Origin of the sequence: Chitinophaga nivalis, assembly GCF_025989125.1 — a bacterium.
Classification (GTDB): Bacteria; Bacteroidota; Bacteroidia; order Chitinophagales; family Chitinophagaceae; genus Chitinophaga; species Chitinophaga nivalis.
In genome coordinates this window covers 7006571-7025526 of record NZ_JAPDNR010000001.1, presented here as the reverse complement: position 1 = coordinate 7025526, position 18956 = coordinate 7006571, and the positions used below count along the sequence as shown (strand labels likewise).

Here is an 18956-nt window from a genome sequence, read left to right as displayed (position 1 = left end):
TGAAACGACTAAACGATTTTTTATGATCCTGTTGTTGCTTTTACTGATACCTTTCGTGGCGGGCCTTTTATCCTGGGTGGCAGCCGGCGGCCGTAACACGTGGTGCCGGTGGATTGCCCTTGTCAGTCTGCTGGCAGACCTGCTGATCACATTGGGAATATGGATACAACACCCGCAGGATACCGGACAATGGTGGTATACCTACCGGGTATCCTGGATACCACAGTTTGGTATCAGCCTGCACCTCGCCATGGATGGACTCAGCCTGCTGATGCTGGCACTGACCTTTTTCCTGGGCGCACTCGCGGTATTGATCTCCTGGAAAGAAATACAAACGCGGGTAGGATTTTTTCATTTCAACCTGTTGTTTGTACTATGTGGTATCACCGGTGTTTTCCTGACCATGGATCTCTTTCTTTTTTATTTTTTCTGGGAGATGATGCTGATACCCATGTATTTCCTGATAGGCATCTGGGGGCATGAACACCGGGAATATGCTGCCAATAAATTTTTCATCTTCACACAGGCCGGTGGCCTGTTGATGTTGCTGGCTATACTGGGATTATATTTTGTACATGGGGCTAACACCAACGTATATACGTTTGATTACTTCGATCTGTTGCGCACCCCTATGGAACAGGCTACCGGCCGCTGGCTCATGCTGGGTTTCCTCATTGCTTTTCTGGTAAAGGTACCCGCCGTACCCTTTCATACCTGGCTGCCGGATGCCCATACGGAGGCTTCTACCGCCGGCAGTGTGATACTGGCCGGCCTGTTGCTGAAAACGGGTGCTTATGGTATCCTGCGGTTCGTATTGCCGCTTTTTCCGGAAGCAGTGGTGGTATATGCCCCGTGGATCATGTTGCTGGGAGTAGCCGGTATCCTGTATGGCGGTATGCTGGCCTACGCACAGACAGATCTGAAACGACTGATTGCCTATACCAGTGTTAGCCATATGGGCTTTGTATTGCTGGGCGCTTTTGCTTTCAATGAAATTGCCTACAAAGGTGTGGTCATGCAGATGATTGCACATGGCATCAGTACAGGGGCATTATTCATTATTGCCGGCGCCTTGTATGAACGGATTCATACCCGCGATATCCGTGAGATGGGTGGCTTATGGTCCAGCGTTCCCCTCATGGGCAGTGCGGCCATGATATTCGTGATGGGCTCACTGGGATTGCCGGGGTTGGGCAACTTTATTGCGGAGTTCCTGATTTTGCTGGGGAGCTGGGAAGCCAATCACTGGCTGACCGTGCTGGCGACGATTGGCCTGGTAGTAGCTACGGCGTATTCCCTGCGGATTATGCAGCACGTCTTTTTTGGTCAGGATTCCCGTCAGTATGCCCTACAGGACCTGAATAGCCGCGAACTCATTATCATTATTGCATTGGTATTGGTTATTTGCTGGCTGGGATTTTATCCGCAGCCGGTATTACATACTTCCCAAATCATAGATTATGTCGTACGCTGATTTTATAAGTCTGGGACCTTTGATTACCCTTTGTGCGGCCGCTGTTATCGCCATGCTGCTGGTAGCTGTCTGGCGTAATCACCGGCTGGTATATGCTTTTACGGTACTGGCTTTTCTCATGGGGTTGATGGCTATTGTACCGGCCATCCGGTATATTCCGCACTTGGTGCCGCCTTTACTGGTAATTGATGAGTTCTCGCTTTTTAATACCGGATTGATACTGGTAGCAGGATTTATCATTGTCTTACTTTCCTTCAACTATTTTGAAGAACGGGAAGAACGGAAGGAAGAATACTATCTGTTATTATTGTTAGCCACTATCGGCGCGATGGTGCTGGTGGTAAGCCGGCATTTCATGTCTTTGTTTCTGGGGCTGGAAATACTGAGCATCAGCTTATATGGGCTGATTGCTTATCTGCGGGCACGGGAACGCTCTGATGAAGCGGGTATTAAATACCTGATGCTGGCGGCTTTGTCTTCTGCTTTTTTATTATTCGGTATGGCATTGATCTATGCTTTTACCGGGCATATGGATTTTCCGGGCATCGGAGCGGCCCTGCGGCAGGCGGGGTATTTACCGGTGAGTGTGATGGCTGGTTTTGGCCTGATGCTGATAGGCGTAGGTTTTAAGCTGGGGGTTGTACCGTTTCATATGTGGGCGCCGGATATCTATGAAGGAGCACCATTACCGGTAGCGGCCTTTATCGCCACGGTTTCCAAAGGAGGTATGCTGGTGCTGCTGATCCGTTTTTACCAGGATATTCACGGTAACGACTATCCGATGTTGTGGTGGATTGTAGCCATTGTGGCGGTGAGTTCTATGTTTGTAGGAAACTGGCTGGCGCTGATGCAGCAGAATGTAAAACGTATACTGGCTTATTCTTCTATTGCCCATATGGGATATATACTGGTAGCTTTTCTGTCGGGAGTACAAACAGGGCTGGAAGCAATTGCTTTTTACCTGGTGGCCTACTTCATTACCAGTATTGGTGCTTTCGGGGTGGTCATTGTGATGTCGAGCAGTCAGCAGGATGCGGAAACAGTAGCAGATTACAAAGGATTATTCTGGCGTTATCCCTGGGTGGCTACCATCTTTACGGCGATGCTATTGTCGCTGGCAGGTATTCCGCTGACAGCGGGCTTTATCGGGAAGTTTTATGTGGTGATGGCAGGGGTACACGGGCACCAGTGGGTATTGTTATTTATGCTGGCGGCGAATAGTGTAATCGGGTTGTATTACTATATCCGGCTTATTGCTGCCATGTTTAATACGCCGGCTGCCGGAGAGTGGGTGGCGGTGAAGCCTGCGCTCCCCGTTGCCGGCAATATTACGTTGGCATTGTTAATGATACTCCTGGTAGGATTGGGTGTTTATCCCACCGGTATGATGCAGCTGATTCAGCAGATGATGAAGATCCTGGTTTAACCCGCTCTCTTCTGTTCATCACTGGTAGCTGTTTTCCTGTCTCTTGCGGCTTTGATATTTGTATTGCCGAAGCGATAGGTAAAGTATAGACTATAGGTTCGGAACTGCCAGGTATTGAATATATTCATGTGCATATTGGTATATTCTGCTGCTCCCCGGTAAAACTCATTCCGGAGAATGTTATTTACACTGAGCTTGATGGTACCGGCTTTTTTCAGGATGGTTTTCTGAATACCGGCATTCATGTTATACCGCTCTACGCCTCTGAATATGCCATACATAAAAGGAGAGTGGTAGTATCCCATTATTTCCAGCTTCATATCATGCGGCAGGGTGAAGGTATTAGTGCTGGTAAAATCATAGGCAAACCCATTGCTGTTATACCGGATATTCGGATTGCCCGGGTCGCTGAAACGGTAATTGTTCAACGCTAAATCGATGTTGTTATCGGTGGCCCACCATTTGGTTACCTGGAATGGTATTGTAAGGATAAGGCCATAGAAATTTGCGTTATCAAAGTTTTCCATCGTACTGATAGAAGCTTTGGTATTGTTGTCCTGGGCAATAAATTCTTCTATAATATTGTTGGTCCGGTTGTAACTCAGGGTAGCAATGTATTTATCCATGAACGTGTAGGACAGTTCAAAGTTATTATTGTACTGTGGGTTCAGGTAAGGATTGCCACGAAAGTAGGTGTACCTGTCCAGGTAAAACATGAAAGGATTCAGCTGGCCGTATTCCGGGCGTTCTATCCGGCGGTTGTAGGCCAGGGCTATCTTGTTTTTATCATTCAGTTTTTGTTCTACATTCAGGTTGGGGAAGAAGTCGAGATAGGAACGTTTTACATGGGTATTTGTGGTAACGGAATAGCCATCAGATTTTGTGTTTTCCAGTCTTAATCCCATTTGTATCCCTGTTTTGCCCAGTTGTTTTTTATAGCTGGCATAGGCAGCATAAACATCTTCCGTATAATTAAATTCATTGCTTTGGGAAGGAGCGGGTTTGTAGCTGCCGTTCTGTAAAGAATCGTACAACAACACATTGGAGGTACCCACGGAGCTGTATTTCAGCCCGGCTTCCAGTTTGCCTTCCTTACCAAGTGGCCATGCCAGGTCCGCTTTTACGCTTTTGATGGTTACCTGTGTATTCCCATTGTTCTGAATGCCGTTAAAGCTATGATGTCTCTTAGCGCGCGTATCATACATACTGTCATTCAACAGGAGGTTACGATCGCTGTTAAAACGGGCATAGTCTGCATCAATGCTGAATTCTTTGCCACTGGTATCCAGTACCGCCTTATAGTTGAGGTTAAATGCCGTATTGTTGAAACGGTTATGATTTCTGCTGAAAGAGCCGAGTATGGAGTCAGGTACCTGCTGTGGCTGTCCCAGGTAGGTGTCGCTGGAGGTTCTGTTGTTGAAAGAGTTGATGTAACCGTTTACCAATATACCGATGGTATGTTTTTCATTGATGAAAAAATCCAGTCCGGCTTTGTAGCTATTGTTCTGAAAACGGTTTCGTTGTAATACATCCTGTTGCAGGGCAGTAGTGATGCCTTTGTCGTTGGTAGCCTGCCGGCTGTAATCACGGGTAACCATAAAAGGGCGGTCGCCTTTGTTGAAATCGCCAAACAGGTTGAAGGAAGAAGTTCGCCAGTTAAAGTTACCGCCAGCCCTGTAAAAGCCATATTTGGCCTGGGAGAGGGTTACATTCACAGCACCATTGATCCCGGTTAGTTTACCTTTTTTGGTTTTGATGTTGATGATACCACCATTACCGGCGGCGTCGTACTTGGCGGAAGGACTGGTCAGGATCTCTATCTGGGCAATGGTTTCCCCGGAGGTGTTCTTTAACAGGTTAGCCAGGTCTTCTCCACTAAGGTAGGTTTGTTTACCATCTATCATCACAGTGACGGTCTGGCCTTTGATCTTCACATTTTCGCTGTTGTCTATTTGTACACCGGGCGCTCTGCGCAGGATGTCGAGGGCGGTGTTACCTGCAGCTGTAACGCTGCCTTCTACGTTGAGGACTGTTTTACCGGCAGATTTTTCAATGTAGGGCTTTGTGGCGGTTACATTTACCGCTTGCAGGTTTTTGGCGAGTGTGGGCAGTTGGAGGGATTTAAGATCTATCCGGGTATGGGTGGCATCTACCTGAAATGCAGTACTATAGGTGGTGGTATATCCCATCTGGGATGCCTGTATAAAATAGTGACCGGCTGTAATGTTTTCAAACCTGCCTTGTCCGGTTTCGGTAGTCAGTTCGCCTTTTACAAGGGTGGAATCTTTTACCTGGCGTAACAGCAGATTGGCAAAGGGAAGTGGTTTCCCGCCATTGTCTGTTACCTGTATGGTGATGGTTCCGGAAAGAGCGGCATGTTGGGCTAGAGTGGTTAACGCATGGCAAAGCATTCCCAGCACGACAATGAATTTTTTCATACTATCGTTCCTTTAAATTGGTTCTCAAAAGCGTTATAAAATGAATTTGGTTTCTTCGCTACTTCCTATCGTACGTGTTAAGGTGGTGTTGAATCAGTTGGAATAATGCGTCTTTTACATCCTCGGTAGATACAGGTATTTTATCCAGCGTCAAATTAGATTTAGCGGAAGGTATAGCAGTGGGTTGCTGGAAGTTGCCCAGGGTAAGCAGGTAAAACGGCAAAGCGTCCGGGCTACTGGCCGATATGGGGCCGGTGTCTGTGAAGGTATCCTTACAGGCCTGGAGCAGGCCGAAGGCGGTGATAAATATAAGAATGGCAACTTTTTTCATACTGGTTTTTACTAAAGACGAGCAGATATGAAAAAAGTTGCACGGAAGTTCTGATTATTTTATTACTGGATAAATTTGTTTTTCCAGAGACGTTGGATGGTTACGGGAGAACGTTGTTCCAGTAATACGGCATGGCCGTCACTGAGTTCTTCCAGCAGTCCGTCGTGGTAATATCGTACGGTCAGCAGCTCAAGTCCTTCATTATAAGCAATTTTGAATTGCTGGTGTAAGGTTTTGATGAGTAATTCTATTTTTTCCGGGTTGTTGTCGATACAGCAGGAGAAGCTGATGGCTCCGTTTTGCATCAGGTTGATTTTTACTTTCAGCCCGTGGAAAATTTCATAGATATCACTGATCTTATCTTCTGTAATAAAAGAATAATCTTTGGAAGTAATGTTCAGTAATACCTGATTTTTCTTTAGCACAATGATCGGCGGTAATTGTCTGCTGTCTGCTACTTCCCGGATAACAGTACCCGGCAGGTTTTTATCCAGGAAACATTTTACCAGCAACGGAATTTGTTTATTCTGTAATGGCTTGATCGTTTTAGGATGTATTACCTGTGCGCCGTAATAGGCCATTTCAATCACTTCTCCATAACTGATTTCGGGAATGTTGATGGTATTGGGAAACAGTTTAGGATCGGCATTTTTTAAACCTTCCACATCTTTCCAGATAGTCTGACTTTCTGCATTAAGCATATTGGCGAATACAGCTGCAGAGTAATCACTTCCTTCCCGGCCCAGGGTAACGCTTTCATTCTGATCGGTACTACCGATAAAGCCCTGTGCAATGATGATGTTGGTGGATTTAAAGATAGGCGCTACTTTCTCGTTTACCTGACGCTGGGTATATTCCCAGTCGATGTTGGCATCCCGGAAATTGTCGTCTGTCCGGAAAATATCCCGGACATCGATCCAGGTATTGTTAAGTCCGATCGTATTGAAAAATGCACTGACGATGGCGGTACTGAGCAATTCACCCAGGCCTACCAGCTGATCGTAGTAGTAGTCATAGGTGCGGAGTGGTTTTTCTCCCAGCGTCCATTCAGCTTCTGTGAAGAACTGTTGCAACTGGGTGAAAAGCGGATGTTCACGGTTCCCCAGCAGGGCTTCCGCTACCTGGATATGCTGCTGCTCCACATTAAAGAGGAGCTGCGCGGCAATTTCCCGCTTACGCAGATAATAATTCTGGGCTACTTTCTCCAGCTCATTGGTTGTTTTAGCCATGGCAGAGATAACAATCAGGAGCTGATCGTCGGGAAATGACTGTACGATTTGCGCCACTTGCCGGATACGTTCAACACTTTCTAAACTTGCGCCACCAAACTTGAAAACCTTCATATGATTATTTATCTTCTATTAAAAAATTATTTGGCAAATTAAGACAAGTTTAGAATTGTTTTAAAATCTCTTTTTGCCGAAAATGACAGTTCCGCTAAAATAGTTTCAATTCCTTTAATTTCGCCCGGACAAGTTATTAACGTTATGAATCTTAAGCAAAAAGTAATGACACTGGATGAATTTACTATTCAGGAGTTACGGAATTACCCGGGAGCAACCGGACAGCTGTCCGGATTATTACGCGACATTGGCCTGGCAGCAAAGCGGGTAAATGTGGAAGTAAATAAAGCAGGTATTGCTGATATCCTGGGAGAAGCCGGCAAAACGAATGTGCAGGGGGAATCCGTTAAGAAACTGGATGTATTTGCCAACGAGCAATTCATTAATTCGCTGGAAACCAGTATTTACTGCTGTGGGGTGGCGTCTGAAGAAAATGAACACTTCATTCCCTTTACAGACGAACATTCCAAGAAGTCCAAGTACGTAGTACTCATGGACCCATTGGATGGCTCCAGCAACATTGATGTGAATGTTTCTATTGGTACCATCTTTTCGGTATACCGCCGGTTATCTCCGGAAGGCACCGAATGTGAGCTGGAAGACTTCCTGCAACCAGGTACCCAGCAGATTGCTGCCGGTTATATCATTTATGGCTCTTCTACCATGATGGTATATGCTACCCGTCGTAGCGTACAGGGTTTCACCCTGGATCCTTCCATCGGGGAATTCTGTATGTCACATCCGAATCTGAAATGTCCGCCGGATAGCGATATCTTCTCTGTAAACGTGGGCTACTACCACTTATATGAGCAGAACATCCGTCATTCCATTGATCATTTTATGGCAAGGAATGAAAACGACCGTATTTACCGCCATCGTTTTGTAGGCTGTATGGTGGCCGAAATACACCGTACCCTTATCCAGGGAGGTATCTTTATGTATCCTGCCTTCGGCAAATACCTGTCTGGCCGTTTACGCCTTTGTTACGAATGTAATCCGATGTCGTTCATTATGGAAAAAGCCGGCGGTGTGGCCATGGCTACCGGTAAACAACGGTTGCTGGAGCTGAAGCCTGCCCAGCTGCACCAACGCGTGCCCATTTTCATCGGCTCGAAGAATATGATGGAAACGTGGAAAGATATTGTCAATAAGTAAAGACAGCGTTTTTTACAACCGGTTATTACGCATTTATGGGTTCACATCTTCCGGGATGACGATCCGTAAATGCGTAATTTTTTTGTATCCGGCCAGTTTTTTTCGTTTTGGTATAACAGTTGCTCTTTAATCCATATATCAAACCATTTTTATCTTATGTTGATTTTGAAAAACCGTCAGGTCTTCCTGTTACTCTTCGCCTTGTTTGCGGTATTTCAGGCAGTTGCCTGTGCTGCTCCGGCTACACCGCGTGCGAAGATGAAGCCTGGCAATGGGGGGAACCTGGATGAACAGATCCTGTATTACACTAATAAATTCAGGCAGTCCAAAGGGTTGAAGCCTTTACAGCTGAGCGATGAAGCAAGCCGCGAAGCCCGGCAGCACAGCCGGGATATGGCCAGTGGTAGAACCGGTTTCGGTCATGAAGGGTTTGAAGACAGAATAGCGCATGTATCCAAACAGATGGGACGCATCGGCAATGCGGCAGAAAACGTGGCCTATGGTACGCTGGACGCAGAAGCCGTGGTAGATGGCTGGATCAAAAGCCCCGGTCACCGTAAAAATATGCTGGGAGATTATAATCTCATTGGCATCGGTACCGCAGACAAAGGCAGGATCACCTTTTTTACCCAGGTGTTTATTAAGAAATAATTTAAAAAACCACCACAACAGAAAGGAAAAAGCGGCCGGGATATATCCCGCTGCTTTTTCCTTTCTGCTTTTTGCTTAATTTGGCGGCATGGAAAAGAAAAAGATCATTGAGGTAAATAACCTGGTGAAAAATTACGGGGAATTTGCCGCAGTAAAGGGAATCAGCTTTGAGGTGTATGAAAATGAGATCTTTGGTCTGCTGGGACCTAATGGCGCGGGTAAGTCTACTACCCTGGAGATCATCGAAACGCTCCGCGAAAAAACAGCCGGTAAAGTATGGGTAGATGGTTTTGACCTGGATAAAGACCCTAATAATATCAAGAAAATCATCGGTGTACAGTTGCAAAGCTCCGGTTATTATCCGGGCCTTAACCTGGTAGAACTGATCGAAATGTTCGGCGGACTGTATAACCAGCCGGTAGAACCGATGCAATTATTAGGGATGTTCAACCTGGAAGATAAGGCCAAAGCCAAGTATAAAGAGTTATCCGGTGGCCAGAAACAGCGTTTTTCCATCGCTACTACCCTGATCAATAAACCCCGCATCATTTTCCTGGACGAACCTACCACCGGACTGGATCCACAGGCCCGGCGCAATCTATGGGACCTGATTCAGGACGTACGTGCACAGGGTACTACCGTTGTGATCACCACCCATTATATGGATGAAGCAGAGTTCCTTTGCGATCGTTGTGCGATCGTTGACAGTGGCCGTATCATTGCCCTGGATTCTCCGGATGCATTAATTGATAAACTCGTATCACAGGGATTTGAAAGAAAGAAAGAAGTGAAGAAAGCCAATCTGGAAGATGTATTCATTCATCTGACAGGCAAAGACCTGCGGGAAGAATAAACCAACAATAGCTAGTATGGATGCATTACAATACCCGATCGGCCCTTTTGAAGCACAGGCCGATTATACGCCTGCTGCCATTGCCGGCTTTATCGCAGATATCCGCTTCCTGCCCACCCTCATCGAAATTGCCGTACAGCAACTGGATGCCTATCAGCTCGACACGCCGTACCGGCCGGGTGGCTGGACGGTAGCCCAGGTGGTACATCACCTGGCAGACAGCCATATCAATGCCATCACCCGCATGAAACTGGCGCTGACAGAAGACAATCCGGTCATCAAACCCTATGACCAGGATGGCTGGGTAGGATTGCCTGATGTAATGCATACCCCTGTAAATGTATCTGTTACCCTGCTGCATGCTTTGCACACCCGCTGGGCCGATCTGATGGAACGGTTAACGGATGCACAATGGGAAAGAACATTTGTACATCCCGAAGGCAGGAAAGTATTTAATCTGAAAACACAGGCAGCCAACTATGCCTGGCATGGAAAACACCATCTGCAGCATATTTTGCGGCTGAAGGAAAGAATGGAATGGTAAAGCTTTGATATGATGAATATGGATTGGCAATTGCTCTCATCGGAGTATCTTTTTAAAGATCAATGGTTAACGGCACGGGTAGACCGCTGTCTGACCCCCAGTGGTAAAATCGTAGAGCCTTATTATGTGCTCGAATACAATAACTGGGTAAACGCCGTGGCCCTGACAGCCGACGGGCAGGCCATTATGGTACGGCAATACCGGCAGGGAATTGGTAAAACCTTACTGGAAATTCCCGGCGGTACTATGGATGCCGGAGAAACTTCGCCGTTGCTGGCTATGCAACGGGAGCTGCTGGAGGAAACCGGTTACCGCTTTGAAGAAATGATTTCCCTCGGTACTATTGCGCCTAATCCGGCTTCCAGCAATAATATTACGCATATGTTCCTGGCTACAGGGGGCGTAAAAGTGCAGGAACAGGAACTGGATCCCACAGAAGAACTGGAAGTAGTGGTGATGCCGCTGGCAGAACTGCAGCAACTGGTATTGGACAACAAGATTGTACAAAGTCTGCATACTACCTGTATCTTTTACGCGTTGCTGCATCTCGGAAAGCTGGGGGTAAAGTAGGCTACATTACTTCCGCTACTACAAAGAAGCTGCCGCAAACCAGGATCATATCGTCCGGCTGGGCGTGTTGTCGTGCTGCCTGGAGTGCTGCCTGTACGCTGGGATATGGGTGCCCCTGTAACCCGCTGTGAGCGGCTTGTTCAGCCAGTTCGTTTTCGTCGAGGGCGCGCGGCAGCTGTGCTTTACAAAAATAATAATGCGCCGTAGCAGGGAATAACGGCAATACTTTTTCTACCTCTTTATCTTTCACAAAGCCTACTACAATATGTAACTGCTGGTAATTCATGTGGCGCAGCTGCTCCATGATTTCGCGGATGCCGGCTTCGTTGTGACCCACATCGAGTACGGTTAGCGGATGTTGCTGGATGACTTCCCAGCGGCCTCTTACCCCGGTGAGTTTCTTGACATGCGTCAGCGCATGGATAACCTGGTCGGTATGCAGCTGCCAGCCTTTTTCCTGGAGTACGCGGGCGGCTGATAATACTCCCATCACATTTTTTTCCTGGTATTGTCCGTTCAGATCCAGTTTAATGTGGCGCATCTGCTGTTGGCGTATATCCATCAACGTTAGTGCCAGGTGTGTGCTGGTGATATCGCTGCCATCGACCATCCATTCCTGGTCGGCGAAATGGATCGGCGCCGCTTTAGCGGCGGCGGTTTGTTCAAACACATGCCGGATCTCCGCCTGCGTTTCACTGATGACTACCGGTACACCGGATTTGATAATACCCGCTTTTTCACCGGCGATTTTTTCCAGGGTATCGCCCAGAATATTTTTATGGTCATAGCTGATATTGGTAATCAGCGACAGCTCAGGGGTAATGACATTGGTACTGTCCAGCCGCCCGCCCAGGCCCGTTTCAATGATGGCGATATCTACTTTTTCCTGTGCAAAATAGCTGAAAGCCATGGCTACGGTCAGCTCAAAGAAAGAAGGCTGGATGTGATCAATATGGGTTTGTATCTGCCGGGTGAAGTCTACCACAAAGGATTCCGGTACCATGGCGCCGTTGATCCGGATACGTTCACGGAAATCGAGCAGGTGAGGAGAGGTATACAAACCTGTTTTATAGCCGGCTTCCTGGAAAATGGCTGCCAGCATATGACTGGAAGAACCTTTTCCGTTAGTACCGGCAACGTGTATACTCCGGAAATGCTGATGGGGATTATTTACCTGTTCCAGCAATGCCAGTGTATTGTGGAGATCTTCTTTATAGGCTGTAGCGCCTACCCGCGTAAACATGGGTAGTTGCTCATACAGGTAGGCTACGGTTTCTTTGTACGCGTCCATGACTATGAATTACCATTATGATAGATCAGGTATGCAGGTAATGCATTTATCCGGCAGCTCACAAAGGAGTTGCCGGATAGACGATATGACTGCAGCTGTAATTTATTAATAATTATTAACGGGACATCCTACCTGATCTTTTTGACGGCTCCGGTTGAACATCTCCGAATTTATCCGCAAAGCTACGAAAGCGTCTGCATGATTAACACGGCTTTGAACCAGGTTGGATAAAATACTGTAAGAGCCCAGTACTACTGGTCCGAAGCGGATGCCCACCCCGGCATCCAGTTGCCCGGCGTAGTTCACCACTACCGGCAGATAGGCGCCAAAACGGGCGGTTTCATAGCGGGGGGTTACCATAAACTGGGTGAGGGCAGTTGTTTTAGTCACATCTTTTTTGCCGGCATGAAGGGCAATCACTGCGTTGGCGCTCACAAAGAAACGACTGTCGATATTATAGTCGCCCATCAGGTTTAATGCTGTGGGCAATGTCATATTAAAATCGCGGGGCGATGCAATAGGTGTAAAATACCTGTTTAACCTGGCAGCATACTGCCGGAGCCCTTCATTATTGCGATAGGTAAGGGCATTGGGATTGACGTTGTCTTTGCGCAGGTTCAGGTCAGTATTGTTGGCTGCTTTCTGGTATTTGATACGGCCGATGTCTGTAATGGAAACGCCTATACGAAATTTGTATTCGTCGGCATCGGTGCCTTCATATTTACCGAATCCGCCGTTATCGGGGCGGTATTCATAAATCACGCCGAGATCGACTCCCACGCCTATATTCTGAAAGGGCTGGAAATTGCGGAGGGTAGGAGATTGCCAGTGATCCAGTTCATCACTGTAACCATAGTGTAAAACACCGCTGGTAATATCGGCCTGCTGCCGGTTGTTCAGTTCAAAGGAAACATTGTCTGCTGCCGCATAGCCTCCTGCAATGCCACCCAGCAATTTAACTGTGATACCCGCCTTCCAGCGGCTGTTGTAGCCTTCCTTGATGACCCGGGCATAACTGATCCCCATCTCATTCCAGATGTTGGCAGATACGGCGGTATGTGGGAGATAGAAGTCGCGGTGGGCATATTGCGGATTGGGGAAGTCGATGCCAAAGAAATTGGCGATCGGCGTCGTGAGTTTTCCGCCGTTGGCACTGCTGCGTACCCGCCAGATAAAGGAAATGGATTGTTTCTCATCAATGGCGTAGAGTACAGACGGCATCACTATTTCAGCCGCTCCCCAGCCACTTTGCCTGCGTTGGGCCGTGGAGTCCAGGAAATAGTCGCGGTTCCGCCGGAAATTATCCGGCTGATTGAACAGCAATGATTTGGGAAAGCGGACGTAGGTGTTGCCGGCTTTCACATCTGCCCCGATAATGTTTACATCCCATTTATACCGGGACCCGGCAGCGCTGGCAGGGTTGGCAATAACGCCGTGAATACCTGCATAGGTGCTGTTGTGATAGCCGGGGAAAGTCTGCGCAGTAGCAGTATTCACCAGCAGTAAGGATACCACGGTGCCGGATAATACGCGATTAATAACATTACTCATCGTTGGCAATGAAAAACAGGTTTTTCGTAAAGACGCAAAAACGCTGCGCTTATTGGCTCTTAGTTGCATAGGATGATTGGTACGTCACTGAAGGCAGGAAACAATTGTTCGGTTCAAACAGCATGCTAATGCTGATACATACTCATACTGTCGGCTTTCAGGAAATACATGGTTTATTGTGCTTTGAAAAAGAATCGGACAGTTCCGAATTGTTCTTCGGGTGCGTCAGGATTTGCATTATACTTTAATTGCCCGCTTCTGGCAGCTCTTTTGGCGATCTCGATCAATTGCGGATTACTGATAGTGGAACCTTTCATACTGAAAGTAGCGGCAATTACATTGCCTTGCTGGTCCACTTTAATATTAATAGCTACGTAGCCGGTTTCGGTACCGTCATAGGTCACCTGCGGCCGGCCGATCAGGTTTCTGCCATTCAGATGAAAATCGGAACGACCACCACCCAATCCTCCACCCGTATAGCCTTTGGCGTTAGGATCTCCATTAATTTGTCCGCGGTCTCCGGGCTTTCCTGTGTTTCCTTCTCCGGTAGAATTGTTGGAACCGTTGGCACTGTTTCCACTGTTTTTATTGGTGCTGCTGCCACCTCCATATACTGCTTTGGGTTTGGGCGCCGGTGGTGCCGGAGCTGGTGGTGTTTCTGCAGGCTTTTTAGCTGGCTTGACAGGTTTAGGTTCTATTTTTTTAGGTAGTTCCTTAGGTTTTACAACTGGCTTTTCCGGTTTCTTTATTTCCGGTGCTTCTTCATCTTCCTGTGTGGCTATATCAGCGGGCGGCGTGGCATCTTTTTCCGCGGCGGTATTGGCTTCTTCCGGTGCAGTAGCTGGTTCTGTGGCTGTTTCACCGGGAGGATTGGGATTCAGCGGCTGTACGTCGCCCATTCCCTCGTCAGAGGTACCCAGGTTCACTTCCATACCCAGATCCTGGTCTGGTAATGGAGGAGGAGCAGAAAAACCGGCAAATAAAAACGCCACTAACAGCAGCGCATGTACGCCGATCGTAACTCCCAGTGCCTGAATATTTTTTCTAACTTTTTTTTCCTCCATGATAGCCTTGTTGAGCGCCTGTTGGCACCAAAGTTAATGTTTTGATCCAGAAAAAATATACCCATCCAAAAGATGAATTATTAATCTTTGCAAAAACTATGCTGTTAATCCCCTGGTGTCTTATTTTATTTTGAATTGGCTTTATGAATCCTGTAAAACAAACAGTCCGGCTTTATCAGAATGCTTATACCGGCTTATCTGCGTCTACCTGGTGGCTATCCCTTGTGTTGCTGATCAACAGAAGTGGCGCCATGGTAATTCCTTTCATGACAGTGTATCTCACACAACACTTACATTTTACTATCGCCCAGGCAGGTATTGTGATGGCCTGCTTTGGTACCGGCGCTATTGTCGGCGCTTTACTCGGGGGCTGGTTATCAGATAAGATCGGTTTTTATCAGGTCCAGTTCTGGAGCCTTTTCTCTAACGGTTTATTCTTTATTTTATTGGGTCAGATGCGCACTTTTCCGCAAATCTGCGTCTGCGTATTTATCATGAGTTCCGTCGGGGATGCTTTCCGGCCAGCCAACAGTATCGCTATTGCCGCTTACAGTGAACCCTCAAAAAGAACCCGTTCGTATGCCCTTAACCGGTTGGCTATCAACCTGGGATGGTCTGTAGGACCTGCAGTGGGAGGTATCCTGGCGAGTTTCAGTTACAACCTGCTGTTTTGGGTAGATGGCTGTAGTTGTATGCTGGCTGCGGTATTAATGCGGATCTTTTTACCACCGGTGCCAGCGCCTGCAAAAGAGGTGGTCGCCAATACCAGCAAAAAAACAGACCGGGTGTGGCACGATCACATTTATATCTGGTTTTTAATATTAGGTACCCTCAATGCCATCTGCCTGTTCCAGTTCTCCAGTATTGTACCCTTGTATTTCAAGGAAGTATTGCACCTGAAAGAATGGGCTATCGGGTTGAACATGTCTATTAATGGTATCCTCATTGCTGCAGTGGAAATGGTGATGGTGTACCGCCTGGATGGTACCAAGCCCGGTCTGGTGTTCGTTGCCCGCGGCGCCGTGATGATAGCTGTAGCTTACCTGGCCTTGCTCATAGGGCCACCGGTGTGGATGGTAGCTGTTGTTTTTATGCTGATCATCACCTTTGGTGAAATGTTTTGCCTGCCTTTTATGAACAGTTTCTGGATTGGCCGGAGTAAAGAGCATAACCGCGGACAATATGCCGCGTTGTATACCATTTCCTACTCCATCGCCAATATTGTATCTCCTACTACCGGTGCTTTTGTGGTGGAACGTGTAGGCTTTGACTGGTGGTGGGGCATCACCGCGGCTGTTTGTTTAATGACGGCAGGAGGGTTTATGTGGTTACAGCAAAAGCTCCCTAAAGCAGTACAGCTATAGTTATCAGGTGCTTTATTAATGCAGGAAAGTGGTGGTTTTTCTTTATTTTATAAGAAATACCTATAACATGAAGAAAATAAGATTTTTTCTGTTGCTGTCTGCCATGACATGGCTTTCCGGCCAGGCTGGCGCACAGGTGCTGCGGTCAGTAGCAGTTGCTCCTGTAGTGGCCGATATGCATCGCTGCGGCCCCTGGTTTGTAGTACAAAAATACCTGGGAGCAAACGTCAGCAGCATGACCCTCAGCGACGGTGGGGGATATTCCCACACTGTCAATAATCCGGTGTTTCCCTATACTTTTCCGCAGGGAGGTAGTGGTACCTATCAGTTATCCATTCAGTTTACAGCAACGGCCACCGGATACCTGGGAGTAAGTGTGGGTGCTGATCCTACTACTATCAGCTGTATCCCCTTCCGGCAAGCCTATAGTACCAGTGTCACTTTTGCGGCCGGTACCTGCGAACAGTATTCCCTCGTACTGGACCGGGCCTGTCTGAACTGATGCCTTCCGTTGGATGAACTTTATTCCCTGATTGGTCCGGATCATACCGGACCAATCGTTTTTCTGGCCGGATATGCCTGACCCTGTAGGATCCTCTTTCATTGAAATTGTTCAACGCTTTACGGAAATTGTCCAATAAATGATTAAATCCTGGAAAAAGTAGTAAAATTGGTTAATGAAAGTGATTCCATTTACCGTACCTGTTGCCGATGGGGGTACAGTAGTTATCCAGGAAGACATCCTTCCCTACTTTTATAATTACCTGCACCGGCACAAAGAAGCCCAGGTTACCTTAATTATTAAGGGAGAGGGAACACTCATTGCCGGCAACTATACCCAGCCTGTGAAAGCCGGAGATGTGTATGTTATCGGCGCCAACCAGCCACACATGTTCCGCAGCGATGCGAAATATTTTGAAAACGTACGGGAGAAAAATATCCACGCCATTCATATTTTCTTTGACCATGAACAGGGCCTGCAGGGATTATTCTCGCTGCCTGAAATGGAAAATGTCCGCAAATTCCTGCTCCAGACCCGCCTCAGTATCCAGTTACCGGGTATCTATGAAGAAAAAGTAGGGGCAGATATCCTGCGTATCACGCGGTTATCCGGCGCGGAAAGGTTATTGGCTTTTGTGAATATGCTGGTATATTTTTCCAAGCATGTAAAGGAATGGAAATCGATGTCCACCGGCTTTTCCCGGCATATCTACAGCGAGTCGGAAGGGATGCGCATGAATGATATCTACCAGTATACACTGGAACATTACGCCGAAAATATTACGTTGGAGAAGATCGCATCGGTTGCGCATTTAACAACCTATGCTTTCTGTAAATATTTTAAGAAACATACCCGCAAAACCTATCTGGGGTTTTTACATGAAATCAGGATTAATGCGGCTTGTAAGAAGATGATCAAAGGGGATTTTGACAGCATTGCTTCCGTAGCCTATGCTACCGGCTACAACAACCCGATTACCTTTAACCGCGTTTTCCGCAAGGTTACCGGGATGTCTCCATCTACCTATGCGCGCCAATATCGTTATGATGAAGTGAACGCGCATAGTGATGGCTTATAATAAAAAGAACAAAATCAACTAGTGGGCAAAGTCAGACAGGTAGTCACCTTTGATACGCTCCATCGGCGGGTTGAAATACCCGAACTTCACATCCGGAAACTCTTCATGAATCAGTTCCTGCAGTTGTTTAACACCTAAACATTCACCTGTTTCGGTGATATTCAGTTTACCCAGGTACCAATCCGGATCAATATTGAAGTTCCGCCACTGAATCATATTCAGGCCGGTTTCCCGGATCAGTTTACGCAGTGCTTCATATTCATCCGCACTATCCGTCATACCCGGAAATACAAAATAGTTGATGGAAGTCCACCCTCCGAACTCATGTACTACTTTCAGACTCTCGATGATATCTTCAAAAGTATAGTTGTTCGGGCGGTAATAAGGGGTATAGTATTTTTCCTGGGCAGAGTTTAAGCTCACCCGGATGCTGTTGAGGCCTGCTTCGCACAGTGCCCGTACTGCAGCGGGTTTACTGCCATTGGTATTGATGTTGATGCTGCCTTTAGGAGTATGTTTCCGGATTTCAATGATGGATTCCCGGATGGTTTCCCACATCAGCAGGGGTTCGCCCTCGCATCCCTGTCCGAAGCTTACAATCGGATAAGGAGCTGTTTCCAGGTGAGGTACGGTGTACTCCACAATTTCCTGTGCCGTTGGTTTAAACCGTAAACGGTCCTGGGTGGAAACGATGCTTTCTTCTTCCGGCTGGAAGGAAATACAACCTACACAGTTGGCATTGCAGGCCGGAGAGGAAGGAATCGGGCATTCCCATCTGCCCATAAAATAGTTACGTGCAGCGGGACATTCATAAGTCAGTGCGCAGTTCTCTGCCAGGTGCTGTACCAGCCTGTTGTGCGGGTAAGCTTCTGTCAGTTGTTTTACGCCCTGTTTTACTTTATTGGCATCAAATCCGGCGCATTCCTGGCGGATATCTGATTCAATACGGGTAGCAGGTACATAGAACTTACCATCGAGCCAGCCTACAGCCGTATAACAGAATAAGGGCAGGGTAGGTGCGTCTGGCATGGTTTCGTAGGCAGCCAGGTAAAAACCGGTATGTGCCGGCGGAATAAACGCCGCAACGGCCCAACCTTTATCACAAAGTTGCATATCGCCGGTAGTGGCATTGATACCAATACCCCGGCGGCCAGGCAACTCATACAGGTTACCACCTTCCGGTAATTCAATCCATTCATCTGCTTCCACCGGCCATGCATCCCAGCCACTGCGGCCGGTTACGAGCATAGAGGTGTCTTCAAAGATATTTCCTTCACCGTCTGAGTATAAAATATAAGGTGTTTGTTTTAACATGTATGCT

17 protein-coding genes are annotated in these 18956 nt (G+C 47.3%); 10 read left to right on the top strand and 7 right to left on the bottom strand.

The genetic code is table 11. The features are described 5' to 3' along the window. Window positions 1-22 precede the first annotated feature (22 nt). Window positions 23-1474, top strand: a complete 1452-nt coding sequence (nuoM, locus tag OL444_RS25615) for an NADH-quinone oxidoreductase subunit M (RefSeq protein ID WP_264728807.1) — start codon at window positions 23-25, stop codon at window positions 1472-1474. Further along, window positions 1461-2900 carry an NADH-quinone oxidoreductase subunit N gene (locus tag OL444_RS25610; RefSeq protein ID WP_264728809.1) on the top strand — a complete coding sequence of 480 codons (1440 nt, stop codon included), beginning with the start codon at window positions 1461-1463 and terminating at the stop codon, window positions 2898-2900. The genes nuoM and OL444_RS25610 overlap by 14 nt, the downstream gene beginning before the upstream one ends. Here OL444_RS25610 and OL444_RS25605 read toward each other — a convergent pair. From OL444_RS25605 to OL444_RS25595, 3 genes are all read right to left on the bottom strand, one after another. Next, window positions 2897-5338, bottom strand: coding sequence for a TonB-dependent receptor domain-containing protein (locus OL444_RS25605; RefSeq protein ID WP_264728811.1), 2442 nt, complete (start codon window positions 5336-5338; stop codon window positions 2897-2899). The two genes, OL444_RS25610 and OL444_RS25605, sit on opposite strands and share 4 nt — an antisense overlap. Window positions 5339-5396: 58 nt before the next feature. Next, window positions 5397-5669, bottom strand: coding sequence for a hypothetical protein (locus OL444_RS25600; protein WP_264728813.1), 273 nt, complete (start codon window positions 5667-5669; stop codon window positions 5397-5399). A 62-nt stretch (window positions 5670-5731) separates the two neighbouring features. Beyond that, window positions 5732-7012, bottom strand: a complete 1281-nt coding sequence (locus OL444_RS25595; RefSeq protein WP_264728815.1) for an aspartate kinase — start codon at window positions 7010-7012, stop codon at window positions 5732-5734. A 144-nt stretch (window positions 7013-7156) separates the two neighbouring features. Here OL444_RS25595 and fbp point away from each other — a divergent pair, with 144 nt between their 5' ends. The 5 genes from fbp to OL444_RS25570 all read left to right on the top strand — a co-directional run bounded on the left by fbp (window position 7157) and on the right by OL444_RS25570 (window position 10785). Further along, window positions 7157-8167, top strand: a complete 1011-nt coding sequence (gene fbp / locus OL444_RS25590; RefSeq protein WP_264728817.1) for a class 1 fructose-bisphosphatase — start codon at window positions 7157-7159, stop codon at window positions 8165-8167. A gap of 156 nt (window positions 8168-8323) precedes the next feature. Further along, complete coding sequence (locus OL444_RS25585) at window positions 8324-8818, top strand: CAP domain-containing protein (protein ID WP_264728819.1); 495 nt, start codon at window positions 8324-8326, stop codon at window positions 8816-8818. 88 nt (window positions 8819-8906) lie between these two features. Next, entirely contained in the window at window positions 8907-9671 is a 765-nt protein-coding gene (locus OL444_RS25580; RefSeq protein WP_264728821.1) for an ABC transporter ATP-binding protein, read from the top strand. A 16-nt stretch (window positions 9672-9687) separates the two neighbouring features. Further along, window positions 9688-10215 carry a YfiT family bacillithiol transferase gene (locus OL444_RS25575; RefSeq protein ID WP_264728823.1) on the top strand — a complete coding sequence of 176 codons (528 nt, stop codon included), beginning with the start codon at window positions 9688-9690 and terminating at the stop codon, window positions 10213-10215. A gap of 9 nt (window positions 10216-10224) precedes the next feature. Beyond that, complete coding sequence (locus tag OL444_RS25570; RefSeq protein WP_264728825.1) at window positions 10225-10785, top strand: NUDIX hydrolase; 561 nt, start codon at window positions 10225-10227, stop codon at window positions 10783-10785. Window position 10786: 1 nt separating this feature from the next. Here OL444_RS25570 and OL444_RS25565 read toward each other — a convergent pair whose 3' ends face one another. The 3 genes from OL444_RS25565 to OL444_RS25555 form a co-directional block, all read right to left on the bottom strand. Further along, window positions 10787-12076, bottom strand: coding sequence for a bifunctional folylpolyglutamate synthase/dihydrofolate synthase (locus OL444_RS25565; protein WP_264728827.1), 1290 nt, complete (start codon window positions 12074-12076; stop codon window positions 10787-10789). 105 nt (window positions 12077-12181) lie between these two features. Further along, window positions 12182-13627: a DUF5723 family protein gene (locus OL444_RS25560; protein ID WP_264728829.1), complete on the bottom strand. Its 1446-nt coding sequence runs from the start codon at window positions 13625-13627 to the stop codon at window positions 12182-12184. 173 nt (window positions 13628-13800) lie between these two features. Continuing rightward, window positions 13801-14691 carry a hypothetical protein gene (locus OL444_RS25555; protein ID WP_264728831.1) on the bottom strand — a complete coding sequence of 297 codons (891 nt, stop codon included), beginning with the start codon at window positions 14689-14691 and terminating at the stop codon, window positions 13801-13803. Between the two features lie 143 nt (window positions 14692-14834). Here OL444_RS25555 and OL444_RS25550 point away from each other — a divergent pair, with 143 nt between their 5' ends. From OL444_RS25550 to OL444_RS25540, 3 genes are all read left to right on the top strand, one after another. Next, the gene (locus OL444_RS25550; protein ID WP_264728833.1) at window positions 14835-16055 is read left to right on the top strand and encodes an MDR family MFS transporter; all 1221 of its coding nucleotides are present in this window, start codon (window positions 14835-14837) and stop codon (window positions 16053-16055) included. A gap of 67 nt (window positions 16056-16122) precedes the next feature. Next, window positions 16123-16557: a hypothetical protein gene (locus OL444_RS25545; RefSeq protein WP_264728835.1), complete on the top strand. Its 435-nt coding sequence runs from the start codon at window positions 16123-16125 to the stop codon at window positions 16555-16557. A gap of 175 nt (window positions 16558-16732) precedes the next feature. Continuing rightward, window positions 16733-17635: an AraC family transcriptional regulator gene (locus tag OL444_RS25540; RefSeq protein ID WP_264728837.1), complete on the top strand. Its 903-nt coding sequence runs from the start codon at window positions 16733-16735 to the stop codon at window positions 17633-17635. A gap of 18 nt (window positions 17636-17653) precedes the next feature. On the opposite strand, the gene OL444_RS25535 is transcribed toward OL444_RS25540, so the two are convergent. After that, window positions 17654-18949 carry a radical SAM family protein gene (locus OL444_RS25535; RefSeq protein WP_264728839.1) on the bottom strand — a complete coding sequence of 432 codons (1296 nt, stop codon included), beginning with the start codon at window positions 18947-18949 and terminating at the stop codon, window positions 17654-17656. Window positions 18950-18956: the final 7 nt, after the last annotated feature.